At 71.7% G+C, this 24,334-nt stretch carries 16 protein-coding genes; all 16 read left to right on the plus strand.

Annotated features, from left to right (window positions below; genetic code table 11):
• Window positions 1–2 precede the first annotated feature (2 nt).
• Genes LH128_RS20965 through LH128_RS21035 form a run of 16 tightly spaced genes read left to right on the plus strand, consistent with a single transcriptional unit; the run spans window position 3 to window position 24,330 of the window.
• Complete coding sequence (locus LH128_RS20965; RefSeq protein ID WP_008831689.1) at window positions 3–710, plus strand: hypothetical protein; 708 nt, start codon at window positions 3–5, stop codon at window positions 708–710.
• Window positions 707–1,543 (plus strand): hypothetical protein, encoded by an 837-nt coding sequence (locus LH128_RS33640; protein WP_172705130.1) that lies wholly within the window; start codon window positions 707–709, stop codon window positions 1,541–1,543. The genes LH128_RS20965 and LH128_RS33640 overlap by 4 nt, the downstream gene beginning before the upstream one ends.
• The gene (locus LH128_RS31505; RefSeq protein ID WP_008831690.1) at window positions 1,540–2,844 is read left to right on the plus strand and encodes a DUF4255 domain-containing protein; all 1,305 of its coding nucleotides are present in this window, start codon (window positions 1,540–1,542) and stop codon (window positions 2,842–2,844) included. Before LH128_RS33640 ends, LH128_RS31505 begins: the two co-directional genes overlap by 4 nt.
• Window positions 2,841–4,763, plus strand: coding sequence for an ATP-binding protein (locus LH128_RS20975; protein WP_008831691.1), 1,923 nt, complete (start codon window positions 2,841–2,843; stop codon window positions 4,761–4,763). The genes LH128_RS31505 and LH128_RS20975 overlap by 4 nt, the downstream gene beginning before the upstream one ends.
• Window positions 4,760–4,996, plus strand: a complete 237-nt coding sequence (locus tag LH128_RS20980; protein ID WP_008831692.1) for a hypothetical protein — start codon at window positions 4,760–4,762, stop codon at window positions 4,994–4,996. Before LH128_RS20975 ends, LH128_RS20980 begins: the two co-directional genes overlap by 4 nt.
• Window positions 4,993–12,246 carry an eCIS core domain-containing protein gene (locus LH128_RS20985; protein ID WP_008831693.1) on the plus strand — a complete coding sequence of 2,418 codons (7,254 nt, stop codon included), beginning with the start codon at window positions 4,993–4,995 and terminating at the stop codon, window positions 12,244–12,246. The genes LH128_RS20980 and LH128_RS20985 overlap by 4 nt, the downstream gene beginning before the upstream one ends.
• Window positions 12,243–13,604 (plus strand): eCIS core domain-containing protein, encoded by a 1,362-nt coding sequence (locus tag LH128_RS31510; protein ID WP_008831694.1) that lies wholly within the window; start codon window positions 12,243–12,245, stop codon window positions 13,602–13,604. Before LH128_RS20985 ends, LH128_RS31510 begins: the two co-directional genes overlap by 4 nt.
• A 16-nt stretch (window positions 13,605–13,620) precedes the next feature.
• Complete coding sequence (locus LH128_RS20995) at window positions 13,621–14,277, plus strand: hypothetical protein (RefSeq protein WP_008831695.1); 657 nt, start codon at window positions 13,621–13,623, stop codon at window positions 14,275–14,277.
• Window positions 14,274–14,642, plus strand: a complete 369-nt coding sequence (locus LH128_RS21000) for a hypothetical protein (protein WP_008831696.1) — start codon at window positions 14,274–14,276, stop codon at window positions 14,640–14,642. The genes LH128_RS20995 and LH128_RS21000 overlap by 4 nt, the downstream gene beginning before the upstream one ends.
• Complete coding sequence (locus LH128_RS21005; protein ID WP_008831697.1) at window positions 14,635–15,816, plus strand: hypothetical protein; 1,182 nt, start codon at window positions 14,635–14,637, stop codon at window positions 15,814–15,816. The genes LH128_RS21000 and LH128_RS21005 overlap by 8 nt, the downstream gene beginning before the upstream one ends.
• Entirely contained in the window at window positions 15,813–16,328 is a 516-nt protein-coding gene (locus LH128_RS21010) for a phage baseplate assembly protein V (protein ID WP_008831698.1), read from the plus strand. The genes LH128_RS21005 and LH128_RS21010 overlap by 4 nt, the downstream gene beginning before the upstream one ends.
• On the plus strand, window positions 16,328–16,672 hold the full coding sequence (locus LH128_RS21015) for a hypothetical protein (protein WP_008831699.1): 345 nt from the start codon (window positions 16,328–16,330) through the stop codon (window positions 16,670–16,672). Before LH128_RS21010 ends, LH128_RS21015 begins: the two co-directional genes overlap by 1 nt.
• Complete coding sequence (locus LH128_RS21020; RefSeq protein WP_008831700.1) at window positions 16,669–17,055, plus strand: GPW/gp25 family protein; 387 nt, start codon at window positions 16,669–16,671, stop codon at window positions 17,053–17,055. The genes LH128_RS21015 and LH128_RS21020 overlap by 4 nt, the downstream gene beginning before the upstream one ends.
• On the plus strand, window positions 17,052–19,472 hold the full coding sequence (locus LH128_RS21025; RefSeq protein ID WP_008831701.1) for a baseplate J/gp47 family protein: 2,421 nt from the start codon (window positions 17,052–17,054) through the stop codon (window positions 19,470–19,472). Before LH128_RS21020 ends, LH128_RS21025 begins: the two co-directional genes overlap by 4 nt.
• A complete protein-coding gene (locus LH128_RS21030) occupies window positions 19,469–22,144 on the plus strand; it encodes a hypothetical protein (protein ID WP_008831702.1) in 2,676 nt (891 codons plus the stop codon). Before LH128_RS21025 ends, LH128_RS21030 begins: the two co-directional genes overlap by 4 nt.
• Window positions 22,145–22,149: 5 nt before the next feature.
• Window positions 22,150–24,330, plus strand: coding sequence for a hypothetical protein (locus LH128_RS21035; protein ID WP_172705131.1), 2,181 nt, complete (start codon window positions 22,150–22,152; stop codon window positions 24,328–24,330).
• The last annotated feature ends 4 nt before the right edge of the window (window positions 24,331–24,334 follow it).

Below are 24,334 nucleotides of genomic sequence, written 5' to 3' on the forward strand. Positions count from 1 at the left end.
CCATGTCCACGAACCCGGTCGAGGGACTGCTCGCACTTTGGGAGGCGGGCACGAACCCGCTCGCCCTGCTGAGGGCCGCCGAGCCCGGTGCCGGGGATGATGCCCTTGCACGCCTTCCCGTCGGCGCGCGTGACGGGAAGCTGATCGCGCACCAGCGGCGACTGTTCGGCCCGGCCATCGAGGCGACCTTGCCCTGCCACGCATGTGGCGAGACGGCGGAAGTCACGCTCGATGCCGACAGCCTGCTGGCGATGGCGCCGGAGGAGGTCGCGCCGATCTCGGTGACGACCGGTGCGTGGCGGATCGAGGCCCGCCCCGCCGACAGCCACGACATGGCGGCGCTGGCGATGAAGGAGCCCGAAGCGGCCGAGCGCGCCCTCCTCGCCCGCGTGGTGACGCTCTGCACCCGCGATGGTGCGCCCGCCGATCCCGCGAACCTCCCGCCTGAGGCCGTCGCCGCGATCGAGGATGCGCTGGAAGCTGCAGATCCGCTGGCGGCGATCACGCTGCTCGTCGCCTGCCCCCATTGCGGCGCGAGCATTCCGGCGCTGCACGATCCCGCGCATCACTTCGCCCGTTCGGTCGCCGCCGAGGCGCGGCGGCTGCTGGCGGAAGTCGCCGCGCTCGCACGTGCCTATGGCTGGCGAGAGGCGGACATCCTGGCGATGACCCCGCAGCGCCGCGCGGCCTATCTGGAGCTGGCAGCGTGAGCCGCTATCTCGCCACCCTCGCAGCCCGAGCCTCGGGCCGCGTGGCGCTGCTTTCCCCGCGCCCGCGCACGCTTTACGAGGGCGGCGGCGGAGATACGGCCTTCGAGGAACCGGCGCAGCCGATCGCCGGGAGCGTGCAGCCTATACCGCGCACGGTCATGGACGCGCCCTCCGCCCCAAGGGAAAGCACGGCGCCGCGCCCGGGCACCACGGCCCCCGCCGCCGCGCCGACAATCCGGCAGGGTTCGGTGGTGCAGGTTACGCAAGTGCTTACGTCCGCTGAGAATCCGGAACCGCGCTTCCGTTCTCAGGCCGTGCCGCCAATCCAGACGGCGATACCGAGTGGCGAACGTCCTGCGATACCGCAGCCCCCTGCCGATCCCGGCCATACGCCTGCGCTCACGCCCCCCCCGGCCCAAGCGCCTGACCGCCCGGCTCCCCGCCGCATGGCCAACTCGCCCTCCCCGAACCTCCAGATCTCCGAACGCACGGTGCTGCAGGAGATCATGCGCCACGTCGAAGTCCACGCACGCGCCGGCACAACGCCCGGCCCGGACGTTCAGGCACCCCCGCCGCGCCGCGCTGAACCCGCTCCTCGGCCGGTCGCGCATGCGATACCCCGGCCCACGCCCGCCGCTCCGCAACCTCGCCAACGCTCCGTTTCGGCGCCCCGAGGCGAGCCGCCGGTCGTCATCCGGATCGAGCGCATAGACGTCCATGCGGTGCCCCCGCCCCCCGTTCCGCCGCCCGCACGGCGCCAGCCCGCCTCGCCTGCGCCGTCGCCCGGCCCCTCCCCCGCAGAGTTCCTTTCGGGCGGGGAGCGCGCACGATGAGCACGCCTTTCGCCATCGCCGGAGTCACCGCCGTGCTGCGCCAGCTCGTGGTGGAGGGCCTTGCGCTCGACAAGGCAGGCGACGCGGTCGGCACCATCGGCGTCAGTGCCGGGCCGCCCGACCTCGTCGCCAAGCCCGGCCAGCCCGAGCCGACGCGGGTGAACCTCTATCTCCATCAGGTCACGCCCAACGCGGCCTGGCGCAATCTCGGGCTGCCTGGGCGCGACAGCGGCGGCGACCTCGTCTCCGCACCGCCGCTGGCGTTCACGCTGCACTACCTCGTCACGACCTTCGCGGCGGAGATGTTCGTCGCCGAAGTCCTGCTCGGCCACACCTTGCGCATCCTCGGCGAGAACGCGGTCCTGACGCGCGAGGCGGTACGCCGCGCACTGGTGCCCACGGCCGCGAGCCCGCTCGCCACGGCGCTGGAGAACTGCGGCCTCGCCGACCAGATCGAACTGGTCAAGCTGACCCCCACCGCCGTCGCGCTGGAGGACATGTCGCGGATCTGGTCGGCATTCCAAGCGCATTACCGCACCACCGTCGCCTACGAAGCGAGCGTCGTGCTCATCGATCCGCGCGCGAAGGGCCGCACCGCCCTGCCCGCCACTGCCCGCGCCGTCTTCGGCGAGACGCTGGCGCTGCCCGAGATCGCGCGGGTCGGCCTCGCCGATGATCCGAGCGCGGCGGTGACCACCGAGGACACGCTGGCGATCGCCGGCCTGCGCCTGCTCGCCGCCAGCGGCACCGTGGTCCGCATCGGCGCCACCGACCACGCGCCCGCCTCCGATTCCCGCGCCCACATCCTGAACGTGGACCTTGCCGCCGCCCCTCGCCCGCGCGCCGGAGTGCAGAGCGTCACCGTCATCCACCCGCGCCAAATGGGCGATCCGGCCACCGCGCACGAAGGCGTGTTCTCCAACGCCGCCGCGCTGATCCTGCGCCCGGTGGTGAACACCGTCTCCGCCGCCAATTCCGCGACGCGGACCATCGACGGCATCGTTTACGCCGACGGCACCCTGACGGTCACCGCCGCCCGCGCCATCGGCCGTGACCAGCGGGTCGAAGTGCTGCTCAACGAACGCGGCGCGCCCGCCTCGCGGCCTCCACGCGGCTATGCCATCGCCGCTCCCGCCGCCAATGGCCTAGCCGAAAGCGTGGACGAGGCTGCGCAGATCGCAATCCCCTATCGCGCCATCGCGCGCGGCGACTACCTCGTGCGCCTGCGCATCGACGGCGCCGAAAGCCTGCTCACCCCCGGCGGCGACGGCCGCTTCGCCACCCCGCTGGTGACGATATGAGCGCGCCGTCTCTCGCCGGCGAGATCGCCGTGATCGAAGCGCACCTCGCGCTTGCCGCCGCGCGAACAGGCGAGCAAATCGCGGCCGCCGAAGCGACATTGCACGCAGCGCAGGAGGCCGCCCAATCCGGTGGGCCGGCAAGGCGTCTCGCCGAGCGCCTTGGCCTCATCGCATTCGCCCGTGATTGCCTGCTGCTGGCCGCTCTGCCGCACTTGAGTGCACGCTCCGTAGCGCTCTGTGCCGCCGTGACCGGCGACCCGCAAGGCCGCATCACCGCCGCCCTCGCCATGGCGGTACTGCCGGAGGCGGCATGGTCGGCGCTGCGTCCCGACGCCCCGCTGCGCGCGTTGCGGTGCCTGCGCCTCGCCGATCCCGACCGACCGACCCTTTCCGAACTCCTGATCGACGAACGCATCCTCCTCGCGCTGCTGGGAGAGGACGCGCTTGACGAACGCCTCGCCCCGCTCGTCCGCCCGGTGGCGGCGGGCGCGGAAATCGGCCCCTCCGGCCGCGCCCAGGCGGAGCGGCTGGTCGAGCGCTGGTGGTCGATGCGCGCGGACGGAGAGGTACCCGCGATCCACCTGCATCACGGCGAGCCCGCCGACGCCCGGCTCATCGCCCAGACTGCGGCAACCCGGCTGGGGCGCCGCCTCCATGTTCTCGGCGCGGCGAACCTACCGCCCACTCCCGCCGAGCGCCACGGTTTCGCAGCCCTGTGGCGGCGAGAGGCGCTGCTGGGCGGCCTCGCGCTGCTGATTGAACTGCCCGATGACATCGCTCCCGAACAGGCCGCGCTCGCCGCCGATCTCGTCGATCGACTGGACGATTGCATCATCGTCAGCGGCGGCGCGGGGGCGCTGCCATGCCGCCGCCCCTTTGTCTCCGCGACACTGCAAGTGCCTGAAGCGCCCGAGCGCCATGCCCTCTGGACCCGGGCGCTGGGGCAGGCTCAGACCGCCAGGCTCAACGGCGCGAGCGAAGCCCTGGCCAGCCAGTTTGCCATCGGCCCGACCGCGATCGCGCGCCTCGGCCCGCTGGCCGAAGGGCTGGACCGCGAGGCGGCGCGCGACCTGCTCCACCGCGAGGCCCGCGCCCATGCGCAGGCGCATATCGCCGCCATCGCCGAAGTCATCCACCCCGTCGCCACGTGGGATGACCTCATCGTTCCCGCGGAACTCAAGACCGCGCTGCACGCCATCGCCGCGCAAGTGCGGTACCGCCGCCACGTCCACGAGGACTGGGGCTTCGCCGCGCGCGGCGGGCGCGGCCTCGGCATCGCCGCGCTGTTCGCGGGCTCCAGCGGCACCGGCAAGACGATGGCCGCCGAAGTCATCGCCGCCGACCTCGGCACCGACGTGGTTCGCGTCGATCTGGCGGGAGTCGTCAGCAAGTACATCGGCGAGACCGAGAAGAACCTGTCCCGCGTGTTCGCCGCCGCCGAGGGCAGCGGCGCGGTGCTGCTGTTCGACGAGGCCGACGCGCTGTTCGGCAAACGCAGCGAAGTCGGCAACGCGCACGACCGCTACGCCAACATCGAAGTCAGCTACCTCCTGCAGCGCATGGAGAGCTACACCGGCCTCGCCATCCTCACCACCAACCAGCGCGAATCGCTGGATGCCGCGTTCTTCCGCCGCCTGCGCTTCGTGGTGGCCTTCCCCTTCCCCGACGAAGCGCTGCGCCGGACCGTCTGGGAACGCGCCTTCCCGCAAGCCACGCCGACCGAAGGGCTGGACTTCGACCGCCTCGCGCGCCTCAACGTCGCGCCCGGCAACATCCGCAGCATCGCCGTCAACGCCGCGTTCCTCGCCGCTGCGCAAGGGGACGCCGTGGAGATGCGCCACGTGCACGAAGCCGCCGTGCTCGAATGCCGCAAGCTGGAGCGGCCGGTCACTTCGGCCGAACTGGGAGGCTGGCTGTGAGCCGCGTGGCGATCGAGGTCGGCCAGTTGGTCTTCCACGGCCTCAACGCCGATGAGGCAGGGCGCGCCGGGGCGGCCTTCTCCTCCGAGCTTGAGCGTCTCGTCGGCCAGCGCGGCCTGTCACGCGCCGCAGCGCCGCAGCGTCTTCCCGCCCGGCCCCGCCCCGAGGACATCGGCCGCGCCGCCGCCGCCCGCGTCCATGCGGGGATCGCGGGCCAAGGCCGCGCGCCATGAGCGAACGCGCCGCCCCTTCCCCGACCGAGAGCGTGAGCGCCCCGCGCGAGGCCGCGCAAGACGCGCTCGCCTGCCTCGCCCCGGCTCTCGGCCTTGCGGCGAGCGAGGTCGATCTCCGGCTCGATCGCGAGGGCGACCGCCTGCTGGCCGATGCCGGGGCGCGGGGCGCGGCGCGGGGCAATGTGGTGTGGCTGCGCGGCTACGATCCGGCATCCGAGGCGAGCCGCCTGACGCTGGCGCACGAACTCGTCCATGTCGCGCAAGGCCGCCTGCATTCCGCGACACCGCCGTCGCCGCTTGCCGCCGAGCGCGAGGCCGAGCGCCTGGCCGCAGCCCTGCTCGGCGGAGGCATGGCGCCGCGCCCGCGTGCGGCGACCGGTGGCGCGCTGCATTTCGACGGGGCCGAGCCGTCACCCGCACGCAGTCTGGAAGACGTTGTCGAGGCCAATTACCGGGACGAGCGCGAGGACATGGTTCGCGTGCTCGCGCAGGAAACCCCGTCCGCCGATGCCGTGACCCGCGTGCTGGACCTGCTCGCGCCGCTGCCTTTCGAGACGGCGCGGGTGCTGACGGCGCAGCTGGGCACCGGGCCGCTCGCCGCGCTCGCGAACGGCCTTGGCGATGATCATGCACGCAGCCATCGGCGCGAGGTTCTGGCCGCAGCGGAATCGTTCACCACGGACATGCTGGACCGCGCCGACAACGGCCATCGCATCTTCCGGGCGATGCGGCTCGACCCCGGCTCGCTCAGTCCGGCCGAACATCACGCCGCCGTCACCACGCTGCGCCGCGTGCCGATAGGCCAGCTCACGCGCCTCAAAGGCGGCGATAACGGCGCGGACCTACGCGCCTTGCGCACAACCGCCCTGCCCGAATACGACCGCGAGGAGGCCGGCCGCCGGGCCGCGCGCACCGAAGCGGGACGGCGTGCGGCCGCGCCCGACCTCACCCGGCGCGAAGAGGACTTGCGCCGCACGCTCTCCATCATGCTCACCGACGCCAGCCGCGAGGACGCCCGTGAGGCGCTTCGGCTGCTGGCTGAAAACCCCGCACTCGCGGTGTCGGACCCGCGCTTCTCGGGCGCACCGACACCTGCACCGGACGCCGCCCTTCCCCCCTTGCCGGAAAGCAGCCTGCAGAGCGTCATCGCCCGGCTCGACGGCGCAGGCATCGTCGATCGCTGCATCGGCGCGCTCGAACCCGTCGACCGCCGGGGCGAGACGCCCGAAGCGCGCGGCTTCGCGATGCTCGTCCGCACCCGGCGGCCGGACAGGACCATGGCCCGGATGCGTACCCTGCTGAGCCGCAGCTTCTTCGACTGGGCAGTGCGGGACTGGGAGGCCTCGCTCGCCTGGGACATGCTGCGCGCGATGCCGCCCGCCGAGCAGGCGCGCTTCCAGTCGCTCGACGAGGGCCGCCTCTACCTGCGGCTGATCGAGGAACTGCCGGACGACCTGCGCGCCGAAGCCGCCATGGCCGGGCTTATCGTGGTTCGCGGCGAAGACGGTTCCCTGTCCGACCTCACCGCAGAGGCGGGCGCGCTGCTGGAAGGACAGGCCGAACTGATCGCCGCCGCCCGCGCCTTCGACGACAGCGCCGAGGCGGCCTATCGCCTGTTCGTGCGACTGGCCGCGCTCGCCGTGCCGGCTCCTGCCCACGCGCCGCCGGAAGGAACCGCGGCCACGTCCACGCGCCCGGCGCCCGGCTTGTCCGTCCTGCCGGCCGTCGTGCGAAGGCTTGACGTCCTGGGCCTGATGCGCCGCCTGTTCTCCGCCCTCTCCGACGGGGTAAAACAGGACCGACGCTACTGGAACGATCTCGCCACTGTCCTCGGCGCCCGCGATCCGGCGTTCAATCGCGAGGACCTGCGGCGGCTGCTCCACGTCAGCACCTTCCTGTGGATCATTACCATCGATGAGGTGACGTTCGAGGAGGCGCTGTTCGCCTTCCACATCCTGCGCGCCCTGCCCGAGGACCAGCGCCGCGCCTTCGAGCTCGAGGATCGCGGCGCCTATGCCGCCCGGATCGCCGGGGCACTGTCGCAGTCGATGCTCCACGAGGCAGGGCTGTCGTTCGCCTTCACCCGCCCTGACGAGCGCGGGGAAACCCCGCTGCGCCGCCAACTGGCCGACCCGGCGGCATGGGACGGGACGAACCCGGCCGATCTGGCGCTGCTGGTCCAGATGGGCATCACGGCCGGCGACTTCGACTGGATCTTCGAGCAGTCGCACCGCCAACGGGCCTGGACCCGCGAGCCGCTTGGGCCGCTGGTCGAACGTTTCGCGCTCTACGACCCGCGCGTGGGGCGCACGTTCCCGCGCCCGCACACGGTCAGCGCCGCGCGGAGCAGCCGCCACCTGCTGGCGATGCTGTTCGGCACCGGCGCCTACGAACTGGAGGAGTACACCCGCCCCGTCCACGGCACCGACCCCTTCACCGGGGAATCCGCGACGTATGCCGAGACCACCGGGCTCAGAGTGACCGTCGACCTCGAACAGCTGGAGGGCAACGCCGGGGCTCCGCTCTACACCGGCGCGGTGCTGGCGCGTTCGCCGGGCGAGCGGATTTCCATCGGCTCGGACAACCGCGAGGCGGCGCTCGCCCAGCCCAACGTCGTCGATATCGAGATCAACGGGCCCGCCGGTTTCATGCGCGTGCGGGCCAGCCGGATCGCGCTCACCCGGTTCGCCTCCGTCTCGACCGGATCGACGCTGCGCGCGGGCGCCGTCTCGCTCACCGACCTCGATTTCGCGCTCACCTTCGCGCCAGAGGACTTGCGGGCGCCGCGTGCCGGGCGCTTCCATGTGGACGACGTCTCGCTCGACGAGATCGTCCACACCCGCGCGGGGGACGCCGAACCGACCGGCCTGCGCCACCTCGGCATCGCCGGAGTCGATGCCAGCGCCAGTTTCCAGACCGCACCGCTGCCCGATTCCCCGGTCCTGGGCCATGTGCTCGGCCTGCTGTGGGACCTCGCGCTCAACCGCGACGCGCTGACCGAGCGGGCGGCGGCGAACACCTCGCTGGGCACCGCGACCATCTCGGTCGGGCGCATCGACGCGCAGGGCCTTCACATGGGCGACCTGCGCGTCGCCAGCCTCTCGGTCGAGGGCTTCACGGCGGCGGCAGGCGGCAACCGCGCGGCGGCGCTGCGCGCGCAGATCTTCGTCCTCGACGCGCGGATCGAACGGGCGCGCGCCGCCGCTCCTGAACAGGTCGCTGGGCTGGTCGCCGATCGCGAGGAGTTGCGGCCCCGGCTCGCCGCACTGGAGCCGCTGGAGGCGGAAATGCTGGGGCTCATGGCGCGGCTGCAGGCAGGGCATCGCCTGAGCCCCGCCGAGCAGGCACGGCTCGACACCTTGCAGGCCGAGACGGGCGTGGGCGGTGTCGGCGGCCTGTCCATCGCCATTGCGCGGGTCAGCGTCGACGGCGTGGACGGCCCGGTCCGCCTTGGCCATGCGGAACTGACCGGCATACGCGGCGGCGGCGACACCGCCGCGCTGGCCTTCCGCCAGATGACCAGCGAGGAGGCGATCCGCCGCTTCGTCAGCGCCGGTCCCCCTTCGCCCGCACGCCTCGGCACAGCGGCGAGCGGGCCGAGCGTGAGCGCCGACGACTTCACCCTGCGCGACCTCGCCCTGCCCGCGACGATCCCCACGCTCGCCGCGATCGAGGCGCAGTTGCGCGCCGATCCGCCTCCTCTGCCCGCCGAGCGCGAGCACCTGCTGCGCCTGCGCCCGCTGGTCGGTCGCTACGAGGAACTGCGGAGCCGTTCGCTCGGCATCGGCGTGCCGGAAGGATTGGCCCGCTCGCCGCAGGACCAACGCGAACTGCTGGAAGTGTCGCGCCAGCTGGGTGAACTGCTCGACATCCGCGTGCGCGAAGTCACCGTGACCGGACCGACCATCTCGGCAGGCGGCGGCGAGACGTTTTCCGCGCGGATCGGGGCCAGTTCCGTGGCGGTACGCGGCATCCACGGCGCTGGCATCACCGAGCGCGAGGGACAGGCCCTAACCCTGTCGGGTGTCAGCGCCGGGTTGCGGGTGGCTACCGATGGGCTGCATGTCGAGGGGCTCGTGGTGCGCCAGCTCGACTTGCAGGCCCTCGACTACAACAACGGCACCCATCACATCTGGGCGGATGGCCTGAGCACCGCGCGCGACATCACCGCCGACATCCTGCTGCGCCGCCGCACCGGAGAGAACGGCGGCATCGATTTCCGCAACATCCACATCGAGACCTTCCGCATCGGCCGGATCGAAGGCAGCGGCCTCGGCTACGAGAAACTGGTTGCTGGCAGCAGTTCGTACCGGGTCGAGATCACCTCCGGCGCCCTGCTCGGGCTGGCCCTGCGAGGGTTCGACATCGACCTCGGCGGCGGGGAGACGCGGATGTCCGGCGCCATCGAGGTCGCCGGATTCGACCAGATGCGCTTCCGTTTCGCGATGGGCCGGATGCTGGAGGCCGGTGGCCAGCTCGATCGGCCGGAAGGGGCCGAGCGCGCGCCCCGCGCGGTCAGTGTCGACATGGCCAGCGACGGCACGATGACCGTCGCCCTCGATGCCCTCGTCGCCTCCGACACCGAAGTCACCTATCGCGGCGCGGACGGACGCAGCGGCGGGGGCATGCATATCACGCGCGGCGACGTGTCCGGGCAGGTCGTCCTGGCGGGCGGCGACACGCGGATCAATGCGCTGCGGCTCGACAACCTGACCTTCAGCCGCATCCGCTGGCACACCGCCGACGGCACCACGATCCGCGCCGACGGCCCGACGGTGGCCACTGGCGTGCGCTTCTCCGGCCGCTATTCCTCGCTGGCGGACGAGCGCAGCGAATTCGCGATCGACAGCCTCCATGTCGACCGCATCAGCGCCGCGCGGATCGTCGTCGATGCCGGTTCGCTGCACCTGGAACTGCCCGAGGCCGCACCGGGCGGGCGCTTCGTGCCGGGAGAGGCGGCGACGCTGTCCGACATCAACGTCCACAACCTGCTGATCGGCCTCGGCGGCGCGGCGACCACCATCGGGCCGACCGCCGGTGCAGCAAGGGCGCGCGGCTCGATCGGCTCGGTGGAGACCGACTTCCTCGTGCGCTACGGCGAACAACTGCGCGCGAGCGGCATGCTGAACGCGGGAAGGATCGACTTCGCCTTCGATCCCGGCGGTGCGATCGAGGGACGAGCTACGGGAATCTCGGGCGCGGGCACGGTCCACTACGGAGACGGCACCGGGCCGGGTGTCGATCTCGGCTACGGGTTTCGCAACTTCGACACCGGGCTGATCCGCTATTCCGGCAACGTCGTCTCGATCGGCGCGAACGGCAGCGCGCCGCTGCATCTGGACAGCCTGAACCTCTCCCAGCTGGAGCTTTCGGGACCGTCGATGCAGATCCTCGCCCCCGACACCAGCGAGATCACGGTCAGCGACATCACCGCGCGGCTCTCGGTGCACCTGCATCCCACGCCCGCGGCAGCGGCGGCTGCAGGCACGCCCTACGAACGCATCGTCATCGACGAACTGCGCCTTGGCCAGGTGGCCGCCTCGGGGATGCGTATCCACCTTGCGAGCCTCGACCTCTGGCTGGACCTGCCGGAGAGCGAGCCCTTCACGGTCGGCCCTGTCCTTGTCGGCCGCCCTGCCGATCCCGCCACCAACGAGCCGCTGGAGATCGTGCCCTCCGCCGGAGGCACCGCGATCACCGGGATCGTACGCGCCGAAGCACTTCACACCGAGCGGCTGCAGGCGCAGCTGGTCGGCTCGCTCAATGCCCGCATGGCCTTCGATGCCGACGTGCTTCAGGCGAACCTCGCGGGCGACGGGCCGATGAGCATCGACCTCCTCGACTGGTCCGCCACCCAGATCGTCGGCTACGTGATGGGCGATCCCGACCAGCGCATCCGCGTACGCCGGGGAGCGGGCGGCACCCGGCACGACATGTTCGGCGAAGGCACCGGCATCGGCGGCGATCGGCTATCCTACAACGCGGCGGAAGGCGGCCACGTCACCCTCGCCGGCCTCAACGCACGCGGCCTGCGCTACGACGACGAGGGTGCGGGCATCCACCTCGACATCCGCCGCATCGAGTCCCCGCAAGTCGCGGTGGATCTCGGCGGCAACAACCAGGGCCGCCGCGTCATCGAGATTCCCTCGGCGACGATCACCGACGCGTGGTTCCGCATCAATCCGATCCCGTCAGGCGCCGGCAGCGGCGGCGGGGCAACAGCCTCGCGCTATCTGGCGGGAGATGCGGGCGCGGCATGGCTCGCCGCGAACCACGAGCTGTTCAGCCACGTCAACGGCAGCTTCACGCTCGCCGGCGCCTACGGGATCGACGGGGCGCTGGGCATCCCTTCGCTGGACTACACCTTCGGGGTGAACGTTCCGATCACCAACGGTTCGATCAATTACGCCGACCTCGAGGGCCAGATCCCCAACCTCGCCGATGCCCTGGTGGACTTCCACCTCGAAGGATCGACGCTTTTCATCGGGGCCGGCTTCCACTTCTACCCGCCGGGCGATCCCGAAGGCATGGGGCCCACGCCGGAGCCGATCCCGATCTATCACGACTTCTTCGAATGGAACCTCGAAGGCAATCACCTGCGCGAGGCGGAGGCGGGCCGGATCGACCTGGAAACCCTGCTGCGCGCACGCTCTCCCCGCGCACCGTCGGCATCCTCGGACTCCGGCGGCACGGACTACGCCGCGCCGCTCAGGATCGACCGGCTGGCGCTCGCGCTGGGGCTGGACAACGGTTCGGATCTCACCGTCTCGCTGGGATCGATGGGGACGGCGACACTCGCGCCGCACGCGCTCGGGGGCCTCACGGTCACGGGGGCGCTGCAACCGCTCGATCCGATCTTCAACGCCTACCCGAGCCTCCGCCGTCAGGGCATCACCAATCCCGAGCGCCCCGGCGCACTGGCGGTACGGCTCGATCATTTCGATCTCAGCGCGCTCGACTTGCGCTTCCCGACGCGCGGACGCGGATCGCGTGACGTTCGCACCGGCGCGGTGCACATCGGCCGTATCGCCGATGCCGAGATCGGCTTTGCCGGGCTGACCCCGCGTACGGCCGAAGGAACTTTGTCCGAGGCGAGCGTCACCAACCTGATCGTCACGCTCAATCCGGATCAGGTTTGCCCGGTGCCAGAGACACCCGCCCCGCGCCGCGCAGGGACTCCCGCACTCGACACCGCCGGGGAATTCCGGAGCCTCGACGCGAACGGCAGGCCCCGGGAGGACCGTCCATGAATGCGCCCTCCCCCCGCGCTTCTCCCGAAGCGGCACGCCCCGCGCTGGAGAACCGCGCGCGCGATACCGCCGTGCGCGGGCTGGCCGCACCGGGGCTGCTCGGCGGCCTGCCCGCATCTCGCCGGGCAGCCCGGGACGAGGCCGGACTGCTCCCCCGCAGCGGCGGCTCCCTGCTGCCGGGCACGGTGCGGCGACAGGCCGAGGCACAGCTGGGCATCGACCTGGCCGGAGTACGCCTCCACACCGGGGCCGAGGCACGGGAGCGCACGCACGTGCTGGGCGCCAATGCCTTCGCTCTGGGGGACGAGGTCGTGCTGGGCGCCGGAGCGGGCGAGCCGGTACTGCTTCACGAACTCGCCCACGTCGCGCAGGCCCGTACCGGAGCCGCGCCGCCGATCGCGCTCCACGACGATCCGCCCCGCCCGCGCGGCATCGGCTCGGCGCCCCCGCGCGATGCGTTCGAGCGCGGCGAAGGCGTGATGCCGGAGACCGGCCACGTCCTGTTCGAGCGCGACAGCGCCGACCTCGACCCCGGCGACGTCGCCACGATCGAGGGCCTGATGCGCGGGCGCAGCCGCAGGTTGTGGGTGGACGTCTACGGCTACGCTTCACTGGAGGGCGACGACGCCTACAACGCCAACTTGTCCGCCCATCGCGGCGTCGCCGTGCGCAGGGCGATCGAACCGCTGCTGCCGCCCGGTTCGCTGCTCGACGTCCACGCGCAGGGCGAAGTGCAGGACTTCGGCCCCGTGGAAGAGAACCGGCGCGTCGGCATCCGCCTGCGCGATGCGCCGGAGCTTTCCAGCATCGGCCTGCTCGGCGATTTTCGCCTGCAGCTCGATCCGAGCCCGCTGGTCGGGGGGCGTCCGGATGTCGCACCGCCGCCTGCCGGAAGCGAGCCGGAGGCGTCCGCCCCCCTCCTCGATCCCCGCTTCGCGCCGCACTTCGGAGCGAGCCTGCTACCCTCGGATTACGCGCCACGCTTCGATGCCACGCTGGTGCCGCCACTGAGTGGCGAGAGCCTCTTCCCATGGCGCGGCGAGGGTGTGGACTGGACCGCCCTTGCACGTTCCGCGGCGCTGCGCGGGCAGTCGGTGGACTTGCGGGACGCCGCCGCGGCAGAGTCTCTCTATCGCGGATTGCTACCGTTCTGGAGCGGCGTGTTCGGCGCGGACATCGGCGACTGGCTGGCCCGCCGCTCAATCTCCAGTGCTTACGAATCCTACCAGTACCGACAAAACCCGAACCAGTGGGACCGCTGGCAGCAGGAAGACGAGATCCGGGGCACCTCGGTGCGCGGGCTCTCGATCGACCTGCTCGATCCCCCCTGGGCCGAGAAGAAGAAAAAGAAACCCTGAAGCAAAAGGCGCGACGATGGCCAGTTCCCCCCTCACCCCCCGTCTGCTCAAGGCCGGTCTCGTGCGCGTCGAGGCGCAGACCGGCGTGCTGATCGAGGTCGTGCCGCTGCAGTACAACCCCGACACCCTCTCCCGCACCCTGCAGCCGCGCGGCGCGACCGATGGCGCCCCGGCGGAGGAGGCGACCCGCCTCACCGGCCCGCCGACCGAGACGATCTCGCTGGAAGCCGAACTCGACGCCACCGATGCGCTGGAAAATGCCGAGCCGACCGACGATGCCGCCACGCTCGGCCTCTGGCCGCAGCTCGCGATCCTCGAACGGATGCTCTACCCCGGCCTCGCGGCGATGCGCGCGGCCCACGCACAGGCGGCGCGCGGTGCGATCGAGGTGCTGCCCGCGCCGGAACCGCTGACCGTCTTCGTCTGGGGCCGTTCGCGGGTGATGCCGGTGCGCCTGACCGACATGAGCGTGACCGAGGACGCCTTCGACACCGCGCTCAATCCGATCCGCGCGAAAGTGAAGCTGTCGCTGCGGGTGCTCAATGCCAACGACCTCGGCTTCACCAGTTGGCCTGCCTCGCTCTACCTTGCTTATCAGGGGCGCAAGGAGAGCCTCGCCGGGCGCTTCGGCGGACGGGCCTTGTCCGATCTGGGGCTGGAGGCGCTGCAATGAGCACGTCGCAGCTTCCCGTCCTGCCCGGCCTTACCCCCGGCGCCGAGCCCGCATTCGGCGCGACCAGCCGCTATCAGGGCCTGCCGCTCGCCACCGTCACGCTGCCAGACGGCAGTGACGCGGCCTACGTCACCCGGCGGCTGATCCCGCCGCCCGAGGCGTTCTCCCCCGCCGGGGTCGCCGAAATCGGAGTAAGCGACCGCGCCGACCTCATCGCGGCGCGGGCCTACGGCCGGGCCGAACTGGACTGGCGCCTCGCCGACGCGGCCGGGCTGTCCGACATCGACGCGCTCGCCGCGACGCCCGGCTCGCGGGTCATGGTGCCCTTGCCCGGCCCCACGCATCAGGCGCAGGGCGATGCTTAGGGGCGCGCAGCTCTCGATCCGGACCGGGTTCATCACCCATGACCCGGTGCCGCCCGCGCTGATCGACGCGATCACCGAACTGCAGGTGACCCGCCAGTCCCCGCGCGGCGGTTTCCAGATGAAGCTGAACCTCGCCAAAGGGGGCGCGGTGGAGACCGAGATGCTCCCCGGCGGCATGTTCACGCCGGGCAAGCGGTTCATCTTCTCGCTGACCATCGACGGCCTGCGCACGGTGCTGCTCGACGGGTTCGTGGCCCGCTACGACGTCGCGCAGTCGAACGAGAGCGGCAAGGCCACCCTCAGCGTCACCGGCGGCGACGTGACGCAACTGATGGACCAGTACGACGTCACCGGCCTGCCGATGCCGGGCATGCCGCCGATGGGCCAGGTCGCTTTCATCCTCGCCCGGTGGACGCCGCTGGGGGTGATCGCCGCGATTCTTCCCCCGCCGAGCTGGACGATCCCCAATCCGGTGAACGGCTGGCACGTCCAGCAAGGCACCGACTACGGCCACGTCAACCGTCTCGCCCGCGATTGCGGCTACGTCTTCATGGTCGAGCCGACCGAGGAGGAAGGCGTGACGACCGCCTATTGGGGGCCGGACCTCGGCGGCCTGACGCCGGGCGGCAACTTCAACAGCCAGGGCTTCTCGATGCAGCCCGCGCTGACGGTGAACATGGATCAGGCATCCAACGTGCAGTCGCTGAACTTCACCTTCGACGGCACTCAGAAGTTGCTGCCCTACCTGCTCAGCCAGGAAGTGCGCGGCACCGGCCTCACCATCCCGATCCCCATTCCCGGAGAGATCCTGAGCCCGCCGATGGGGCCGGGCTGGATACCTTATGCCCGCTTCTCCAAGCTCGCCGACCTCGGCCGCAATTCGGACCGGGAGACGCAGGCACGGCTCGACGTCCCCGAACTGGTCATGCGCGGACTGGGAGAAGCCGCGCAGGCCAGCCGCGTGGTCGGTGCCTCGGGCACGCTCGACGTCGCGCGCTACGGCCGGGTGCTGGTGCCCGGGCGGCTGGTGCCGGTGCGCGGGGCCGGGCCGCATCACGACGGCGTCTACCTCGTCAAGTCGGTGACGACCTCGATCAAGCGCGGGGAACTCCGCCAGAACTTCCAGCTGGCGCGCAATGCGCACGGCTCATGGACGCAGGAGGTGGCCGCATGACCGAGACCCGCCGCTATTACGGAAAGTACCGGGGCACGGTGATCAACAACATCGACCCGATGCAGACCGGCCGCCTGATGGTGCAGGTCCCCGACGGTCCCGGCCTCGCCCCCTCGACGTGGGCGGAACCGTGCTTTCCCGCCACCGGCAAGCAGATGGGCATGCACTGGCTGCCGCAGATCGGCGCGGGCGTGTGGGTGGAGTTCGAACAGGGCAACCTGAATTACCCGATCTGGACCGGGTGCTACTACCACAGCACCAGCGAAGTCCCGCCGCTGGCGATGGCGGGCACGCCCGGCCTGTCGAACTTCGTGATCCAGACCGCCGGGCAGAACACGCTGATGATCAGCGACACCCCCGGGCCGACCGGGGGCTTCCTGCTCAAGACCATGACCGGCGCGATGATCGCGATCAACGACGTCGGCATCACCATCACCAACGGCAAGGGCGCGACGATCATGCTCACGGGGCCAACCGTGACCGTGAACCAGGGCGCGCTGGTGGTGACCTGATGCCCGGCCCGATCCTCCACATCGGCGCGCTCGGCATGTGCCCCCACTCCGGGCAGATGAGCATCGCCCCCGGATCGCCGCGCGTCATGCTGGGCGGGATGCCCGCCGCGACCACGGCCGACATGGCGACGATCGCCGCCTGCCCGTTCCAGGTCCCGGTAGGCGCGGGCACCAAGCCCCAGCCCTGCGTCACCGTGCAGTGGCTGGTGCCCGCCACCCGCGTCACCGCCGGAGGGCAGCCGCTGATCCTCTCCACCTCGCCGGGCCTGTGCAAGAGCGCCGAGCAGATCCCGCAAGGCCCGCCCACTGTCACCACCGTGCAGACGAGAGTGATCGCGCAATGACCCAGCCAGCCACCTCGCAGGCGCCGCACATCGCCTTCCCCCTCGCCTTCGATTCCGGTGGTCGCACCGCCGCCATGGACGCCGAGGGCTATGTGCGGATGCTGATCGGCCAGCTCCTGCTGACCTCTCCCGGAGAGCGGGTGATGCGGCCCGACTTCGGCAGCGGCCTGCGGCAGATCCTGTTCGGCGGCAACGATCCCTCGATCGCCGTGGCCGTCGAACTCGGCCTGCAGGGCGCGCTCGGCCAGTGGCTCGGCGATCTGATCGAGGTCGGGCAGGTGGAAGTGACCATCGAGGAGGCCACCTTGCGCATCCGCGTCGCCTACGTCCTGCGCGCCAGCGGCGAAACGAAGCTGGCGACGATCGAAAGGCCGCTGCCATGACCGCCCGCTACCTCTGCCGCGAGGCGCGCCGCGTGGCGGCGGTGCGCGATACCCTGGGCGACCCGCAGCCCGACGCCATCAACGGCTTCGATTATCTGGAGATCGCCTCCCCGGATCAGACCCTGATCGACGTGTTCTTCGTCCATGCGCTGCCCGGCGAGACCGATGGCGTTCCCGCTTCGCCGCCGCTGGTCGCCGCCAACTTCAGCGTGACCGGCGGCGACCGCGTGACCGGGATCGGCGTGGAGGAACTGATCGAAACCGACGGCAACCGGATACGCCTGCGCGTCAATGCCGCCGGAGATTTCTCCACTTACGTCCTGCACCTCGTCAGCGCGAGCGGAGAGGAGGAACCACCGCAGCGCTTCGACCCGCGCCTTGCCGCCATCGACTTCCTGTTCAAGGCCGGTTGCCCCAGCGACTTCGACTGCGCCCCCGTGCACCGCTGCCCCCCGGTCGTGGCCGAGGAACCGCGCATCGACTATCTCGCGAAGGACTACGCCAGCTTCCGCCGCGTCATGCTCGACAGGCTGGCGGTGCTGATGCCCGGCTGGCGCGACCGGGGTGCGGCCGATCCCTACCTCGCACTGGTGGAGACGCTGGCTTACCACGCAGACCGGCTCAGCTACGCGCAGGACGCGGCGGGCACCGAAGCCTACCTCGGCACCGCGCGCAGCCGCATATCGCTGCGCCGCCACGCGCGGCTGGTCGACTACCGCGTGGACGAAGGCGCCAATGCCCGCACGCTCGTCCACTTCGGCGTCGCGGCGGGATCGGCGATGGACGGCCGGGTGCTGCCCGCCGGTCAGCTCGTCGCCGGGATGCAGCCCGGGCGCGAGGCGGTGCTGAAGACCGCCGCGCAGCGCGACGCGGCGCTACGCTCGGGCGCGGCGATCTTCGAGACGATGGCCGACGTGACCTTGTGGTCCGCCCACGACGCGATCCCCATCCACACCTGGTCCGATGCGGCCTGCTGCCTGCCGCCCGGCGCGCTCGGCGTCACTCTGGTGGACGAGCCCCGGCTGAACCTTGCCCCCGGCGACCTGCTGATGCTGCTCCAGAGCGCCGATCCCGATACCGGCGCGGCCACTGACGCCGACCCGCGCCTGCGCCATGCGGTGCGGCTGACCGCCGTGCGCCACGCCGTCGATCCGGTGGACGGCACCCCGGTCTGCGACGTCGCGTGGGACGAGGAGGACGCCCTGCCCTTCGCGCTGCCTCTCGACAGCCTGAGCCTTGCCGGTGAAGTGCGTCCCTGCGCCCTCGCCATGGCGAACCTCGCCCCTGCCGATGCCGGGCATTGGGAGCCGCAGGCCACGCTCCTGCCCGACACCGCCCGGGACACGGACCGGCCCTATCGTCCGCAACTGGCGCATGCCGGCGTCGTCTTCGCACCGGACTTCGCCGCATCGGGGCCGGTCTCCGGCTTCCTTGCCCCGCCCGCCCAAGCGCCCACCCATGCCGCGATCCGGCTGACCGACGGAGCGCAGGCGTGGGACATCCTGCCCGACCTGCTCGGCGCCGACCGCTTCGCCCGCGCCGCCGTCGCCGAAGTCGAGCACGGCGGCACCGTGAGCTTGCGCTTCGGCGACGACCGGCTGGCCGTGCGGCCTGCCTTGGGCACACGCTTCTCCGTCGCCTACCGGCTGGGCGGCGGCGCGGCCGGAAACGTCGGGCGCGACGTGCTGCGCCACGTCGCCCTGCCGCCGCACGAAGGTATCGTCGCCGTCACCAACCCGCTCCCGGCACAGGGCGGCCGCGACCGGGAGGATGCCGCGCACATCCGCCGCTTCGCCCCCGCCCGCGTCGCCCGGCAGGACCGCGCGGTGACCGAGGCCGACTATGCAGCCGCACTGGAGGAACTGCCCGGCGTCCAGCGCGCACAGGCGCGCATTCGCTGGACGGGAAGCTGGTACACCGTGTTCCTCATCGTCGACCGCATCGGCGGCTTGTCCGCGACGGACGACCCGGACTTCGCCGCAGACCTCTTCGCCCATCTGGAAGCGAAGCGCATGGCCGGTTTCGACCTCGAAGTCGCCGACCCAGTCCACGTGCCGCTCGACATCGTGATGCACGTCTGCGTCGATCCCGGCGCGATCCTCGCCGATGTGCGGCAGCGGCTGGAGCGCACTTTCAGCGCGGCCACCGCGCCGGACGGGGCGCCGGGGTTCTTCCATCCCGACCGCCGCAGCTTCGGCGACCCGGTGCACGCCAGCGCGATCCTCGCCGCTGCCGTAGGCGTGGAAGGCGTGCGATCGGCGATGCTGACGCGCTTCGGCCGCGCCGGGGCGCCGCCGATAGACCCGGTCGCCGACGGCGTGATCGCACCGACTGGCCCGGAACTGCTGCGGCTCGACAACGACCCCGACCATCCCGACCGGGGCCGCATCCGCTTCGACATGGAGGGCGGACGATGACCACTGACCCCGAATGCGCCTGCTTCGGTGGCGCAGACACGCAGCCGGACACGCCGGCTGCGAACCTCGCCATGATCCCGTGGCGACTGGCCACGCACGCAGGCTTCAACGGCGCGATGCTGGACCGGCTGCACAAGGCGCCGGCGCTCGCCCGGCTGACCACGCGCGACCCCGCCGACCCGGCCATCGCCCTGCTCGACGGCTGGGCCACTGCGCTCGACATCCTCGCCTTCTACAATGAGCGCATCGGCAACGAAGGTTTCCTGCGCCCCGCCACCGAGCGGCGTTCGGTGCTCGAACTGGCGCGGCTGATCGGCTATGCGCCCGCACCCGGCGTCTCCGCCTCGGCCTGGCTGGCGGTGACCTGCGACACCATTCCCGGTTCGCCGGAGGTCGTCTCGCTGCCCGCTGGATCAGGGGTAATGAGCATCCCCGGTCCCGACGAGAAGCCCCAGATCTTCGAGACCGACGCCGCCATGGACGCCCGCCCGGACTGGCAGGACCTGCGCGCCGAAAGCGTCCGCTACGTCGCACCGAAGGCGGGGGACGACAGGCTCATGCTGCAGCCGCCCACGCAGCTGCGCACCGGCGACATGGTGCTAATCGTCGGCTCCGAGCGGGACACCGCGACCACCAGCCCCCGCTGGCAGGCCCGCCGCGTCGCAGGCGTGACCGATGTGCCTCCCGACACCGCCGACCAGATCCCGGCGCGCAGCGAAGTCGTCCTCGAAGCACCGCTCGGCACCGCCGCTGCCATTCCGCAGCTGGCGCCCCGCGTCTTCGCTCTGCGCCAGCGCGCCAGCCTGTTCGGGCACAATGCGCCCGCGTGGGAGTCGTTGCCCCTCGCCCTGCGCGTCGGCGAATTCCTGCCGATCGCCACAGCCGCGCTGGAGGCTAAGGCGATCAAGCGGGCCATCGTGGGCGGCATCGGCGACACCGCCGTAAGCGCGATCGGCTACGGCGGCATCCTGGACGACATCAGCGAGATCATCGAGTTCGACACCACCCGCAAGCTCGCGCCCGGCCTTTATGCGCGCAGGCGTTCCAGCTGGGCCGATGCGCCGTTCCCCGCCACCCGCGACTATGTCGATCTCGACCAGGTCTACGAACGCTTCGTGGCGGGAAGCTGGGTCGTGCTGCGCGCCGGGACGACTATGGAGACCTACAAGGTCACCGAAGCCAGCGAGATCAGCGTCAGCGATTTCGGCATGTCCGGCAAGGTCACCCGCCTGAAGCTGAGCGGCCCTGCGATGACGGCCTTCTCGCCGCGCTCGACCACCGTGCACGGCGTCAGCGAATTGCTCGGCTGGGCGATGACGCCGGTGACCGAAACCGTCAGCGGCAAGAGCGTGACGCTAAGCCGCCACGTTACCGGGCTTTCGGTCGGCCAGCGCGTCGCCCTGACCGGCTCCGAGGCCGCGAGCGGCGCGGCGGCCGCGCGCATCCTCACCATCGCTCAGATCGACACGGTCGCGGCGGGCGGCGACGCGCCGCAACTCGCCCCCCCGGCACGGGACGCCACCCGCCTGACCTTCACCGCCGAGATCGACCCGCCGCTCACCCCGCGCAGCCTGCGGATCAACGCCAACGTCGTCGCCGCCAGCCACGGCGAAACGCGCGAGGACGCCATCGGCAACGGCGATGCAACGCTCGCCTTCCAGGCCGTGGCGCTGCCCGGCAAGCCGCTGACCTGGGTATCGGCCCCCACGCCGCTCGGCCGCGCGAGCACGCTGGAACTGCGCATCGGACCCGCCCGCTGGCGCGAAGTCGCGGATTTCGTCGGCAAAGGCCCGCGCGACCGCGTGTTCACCACCCGCACCGCCGACGACGGCACCGTCACCATCCAGTTCGGCGACGGCGTGACCGGCGCGCGCCCGCCGAGCGGCAAGGGCAACCTGATCGCCCGCTACCGCATCGGCACCGGCCTTGTCGGGATGCTCAGGGCCGGGCAGCTGAGCCAGCCACTGCAGCGGCCCGCCGGACTCTCGGGCGTGATCAACCCGCTCCCTGCATCGGGCGCCGAAGACCCCGAGACCCTCGCCACCGCACGCGCCAATGCGCCGAGCACCGTGCGCACGATGGCCCGCATAGTCAGCCTCGCCGACGCGGCGGACTATGCGCGCACGTTCGCCGGGATCGGCAAGGCCGACGCCACCCTTGTACGCGACCGGACGCTGCGCGCCGTCGTCCTGACGATCGCCGACACGCGCGGCGGCGCCCCCCTGCCCGGCGACGCCCTGTTCGACAATCTGGAGCAGTCGATCGCCGCCGTGCGCAGCGGCGGGGACTATGCCGGGCAACGCCACGGCCTGCCGATCGCGCTCGCCCCCTATCGATCGCGCCGATTTGTCCTGCACGCCGGGCTGGTACTTGCCGCCGACGCGGTCGCCGCCGTGGTCATGGCCGCCGCGCGCGAGGCGCTGCTGGCCGCCTTCGGGTTCGCGGCGCGCGCCTTCGCCCATCCCGCCAGCCTCGCCGAAGTCTCCGCCGTGCTGCACGCGGTCGACGGCGTGACCGCCGCGCGGTTCACCCGCTTCCACCGGCAGGACCAGTCCGCCTCGGTTGCCCCCGTCCTTCCCGCGGCCATCGCCGCGCGCCTCGGCAACGGGTGGCAGGGGGCGGAACTGCTGACGATCGATCCCGCCGCCCTCCAGCTGACGCAGGTGCAATGATGCGCATGGATGCAGATCGCCTATACACCGCCTTGCCCGCCTATCTACGCGAGGCCGACCTCGATGCCGGGGGAGCCGTCGCCGCGCTGTTCGACATCATGGGCGGGGAGGCCGACCGCGTCGCCCGCGCCATCGAGGATCTGAGCGAAAGCTGGTTCATCGAGACCTGCCCCGAATGGGCCGTACCCTACATCGCCGACCTCCTCGCGGTACGGGCGCTGACCCCGACCGAGAACTTCTCCGAGCGTGCATGGGTGGCGCAGACCGTCGGCCTGCGGCGGCGCAAGGGCACGCTGGGGATCATCGGCACCCTGACCCGCGCGACGACGGGCTGGCCCGCCGTGCCGGCCGAGATGTTCCGCCGCCTCGCCACCGCGCAGGCGCTGCGCCACTTGCGCCTCGACGCGCCCGCTACCGCCGCGGTGCGCGAACCGGAGCGGATGCGGCGCCACGACACCGCCTTCGACGCGCTGCCGCACACGCTCGACATCCGCCCCATCGCGCGCGGGCGGGGCCGCTACAACGTGCCGAACATCGGCATCTTCGCGTGGCGCCAGCAGGTCTATCCGCTCGCCGCCGTGGAAGCCGCGCCTGCCGGACCGGGGCGCTTCCTTTGCGATCTTGCGGGGCGGGAACTGCCCTTGTGGAACCCGCCAAGCCCGCTTGCTGCCGACGTTCCGGCGGGCGAGGCCGACCTGCCCACTCTACTCGACCGGCGCAGGCTGTATCTCGAACTGGAAGCCATGCGCGCCGACATGGCGGCGGGACGCACGCCCACGCCGCTGTGGTTCGACGATCGCCCGCCGGTCCAACTCTGGGTGCAAGCCAGCACGGGCGATGTCTTCGTCGCGGTGCCCTCCGCCGAACTGGCCAGCGCGGACCTGCATGACGTGGCTGACGCGCGCGGATGGCGACGACCTCCTGCGACGCTCGACTACCTTGATGCCACGGGAAGCACCGTGACCCGGGCCATCACTGCCGCCTTCGACCCGGTGCGCGGCCGCATCGCCTTTCCCGAGGGCGTGGAGCCTGCGGGCGTCCACGTCAGCCACGCCCTCGCGGCGCCGGGCGACCTCGGCGGCGGCCCCTACGATCGCAGCACCGCAATCGCCACGCTGCTCGGCGGGCGCGAGATCACCTGGCAGGTCGGCGTCAGCCGTCGCCGCGCTCCGCTTCCGGGAATCATGCTCGCCAGCGTGGCCGAGGCCGTGGCCTTGTGGAACGCCCAGCCTGCCGGGACCGTGGGCGCCATCGTCCTGCTCGACAACGACCGCTTCGACGAGGACCTGACCGGCCCCCGCACGATCGCCCTACCACGCGGCAGCCTGCTGCTCCTCGCCAGCGCCGACTGGCCGGAAACCCCACGCGAGGGCGGCGGCAGCGACCTTCGCCCCGGCTCCCTCACCGCCCGCGACCGGCGCGCCTGCGTGACCGGCGACATTGCCGTCACCGGGACCGCTCCGGCCGATGCGCTCGATCCCGGCGCGCTGGTGATCGACGGCCTGCTGGTCGGCGGCGCGCTCAGGGTGGCGGCGGACGGGTCCGCGAACCTCGGCGAACTGGTCGTGTCCAACAGCACCGTGCTCGGCGCGGACGGCCTCACCATCGCCGGGGACCACGACCGGCTGAACGTGACCCTGCGCCGCAGCGTCCTGCCCGCTCTTTCCGCGCCCGCGACGGTGCCGGGGCTGGACGTGACGGAAAGCGTGGTGCTCGGCGCTCTAACGATGCCCGGAGCGCGCGCGGCACTCGCAGGAGCGACCGTTCTCGGCCAGACACAGGTGCGTTCGATCACCGCCAGCGACTGCATCTTCGCCCGCACGCTCGCGGCGACGCGGCGGCAGGTGGGATGCCTGCGCTACTCGCTGGTTCCACCCGGATCCACCGGCCCGCGCCAGTTCCGCTGCCAGCCCGACCTCGCCATTCGCGAAGCCGGCGCGGCCGCAGATCAGGCCGCCATCGCCGCGCGTCTGGGCCTCGCCTTCGAGACGCTGGAGCCGGGCGCTGCAGGTTTCGCGCGCCTCTCGTGGGGCAGCGATCCCGCGCTGACGCAAGGCGCGGCGAACGGCGGTCCGATGGGCGTCTGGCGCTTCCTCGAGGAGCCGCAGCGCCGCGCCAACCTTGCCATCGCGCTCGACGAATACCTGGGCCTCGGCCTCGAAGCCGGACTGCTGCCGGCCAGCTGATCAT

This window comes from Sphingomonas sp. LH128, assembly GCF_000293195.2.
GTDB classification, from domain to species: domain Bacteria; phylum Pseudomonadota; class Alphaproteobacteria; order Sphingomonadales; family Sphingomonadaceae; genus Novosphingobium; species Novosphingobium resinovorum_A.

Coding starts and splice junctions, on each gene's coding strand:
- LH128_RS20965 (WP_008831689.1), top strand. CDS start 3: ATGTCCACGAACCCGGTCGAGGGACTGCTCGCACTTTGGGAGGCGGGC.
- LH128_RS31505 (WP_008831690.1), top strand. CDS start 1,540: ATGAGCACGCCTTTCGCCATCGCCGGAGTCACCGCCGTGCTGCGCCAG.
- LH128_RS20975 (WP_008831691.1), top strand. CDS start 2,841: ATGAGCGCGCCGTCTCTCGCCGGCGAGATCGCCGTGATCGAAGCGCAC.
- LH128_RS20985 (WP_008831693.1), top strand. CDS start 4,993: ATGAGCGAACGCGCCGCCCCTTCCCCGACCGAGAGCGTGAGCGCCCCG.
- LH128_RS31510 (WP_008831694.1), top strand. CDS start 12,243: ATGAATGCGCCCTCCCCCCGCGCTTCTCCCGAAGCGGCACGCCCCGCG.
- LH128_RS20995 (WP_008831695.1), top strand. CDS start 13,621: ATGGCCAGTTCCCCCCTCACCCCCCGTCTGCTCAAGGCCGGTCTCGTG.
- LH128_RS21000 (WP_008831696.1), top strand. CDS start 14,274: ATGAGCACGTCGCAGCTTCCCGTCCTGCCCGGCCTTACCCCCGGCGCC.
- LH128_RS21005 (WP_008831697.1), top strand. CDS start 14,635: ATGCTTAGGGGCGCGCAGCTCTCGATCCGGACCGGGTTCATCACCCAT.
- LH128_RS21010 (WP_008831698.1), top strand. CDS start 15,813: ATGACCGAGACCCGCCGCTATTACGGAAAGTACCGGGGCACGGTGATC.
- LH128_RS21015 (WP_008831699.1), top strand. CDS start 16,328: ATGCCCGGCCCGATCCTCCACATCGGCGCGCTCGGCATGTGCCCCCAC.
- LH128_RS21020 (WP_008831700.1), top strand. CDS start 16,669: ATGACCCAGCCAGCCACCTCGCAGGCGCCGCACATCGCCTTCCCCCTC.
- LH128_RS21025 (WP_008831701.1), top strand. CDS start 17,052: ATGACCGCCCGCTACCTCTGCCGCGAGGCGCGCCGCGTGGCGGCGGTG.
- LH128_RS21030 (WP_008831702.1), top strand. CDS start 19,469: ATGACCACTGACCCCGAATGCGCCTGCTTCGGTGGCGCAGACACGCAG.
- LH128_RS21035 (WP_172705131.1), top strand. CDS start 22,150: ATGGATGCAGATCGCCTATACACCGCCTTGCCCGCCTATCTACGCGAG.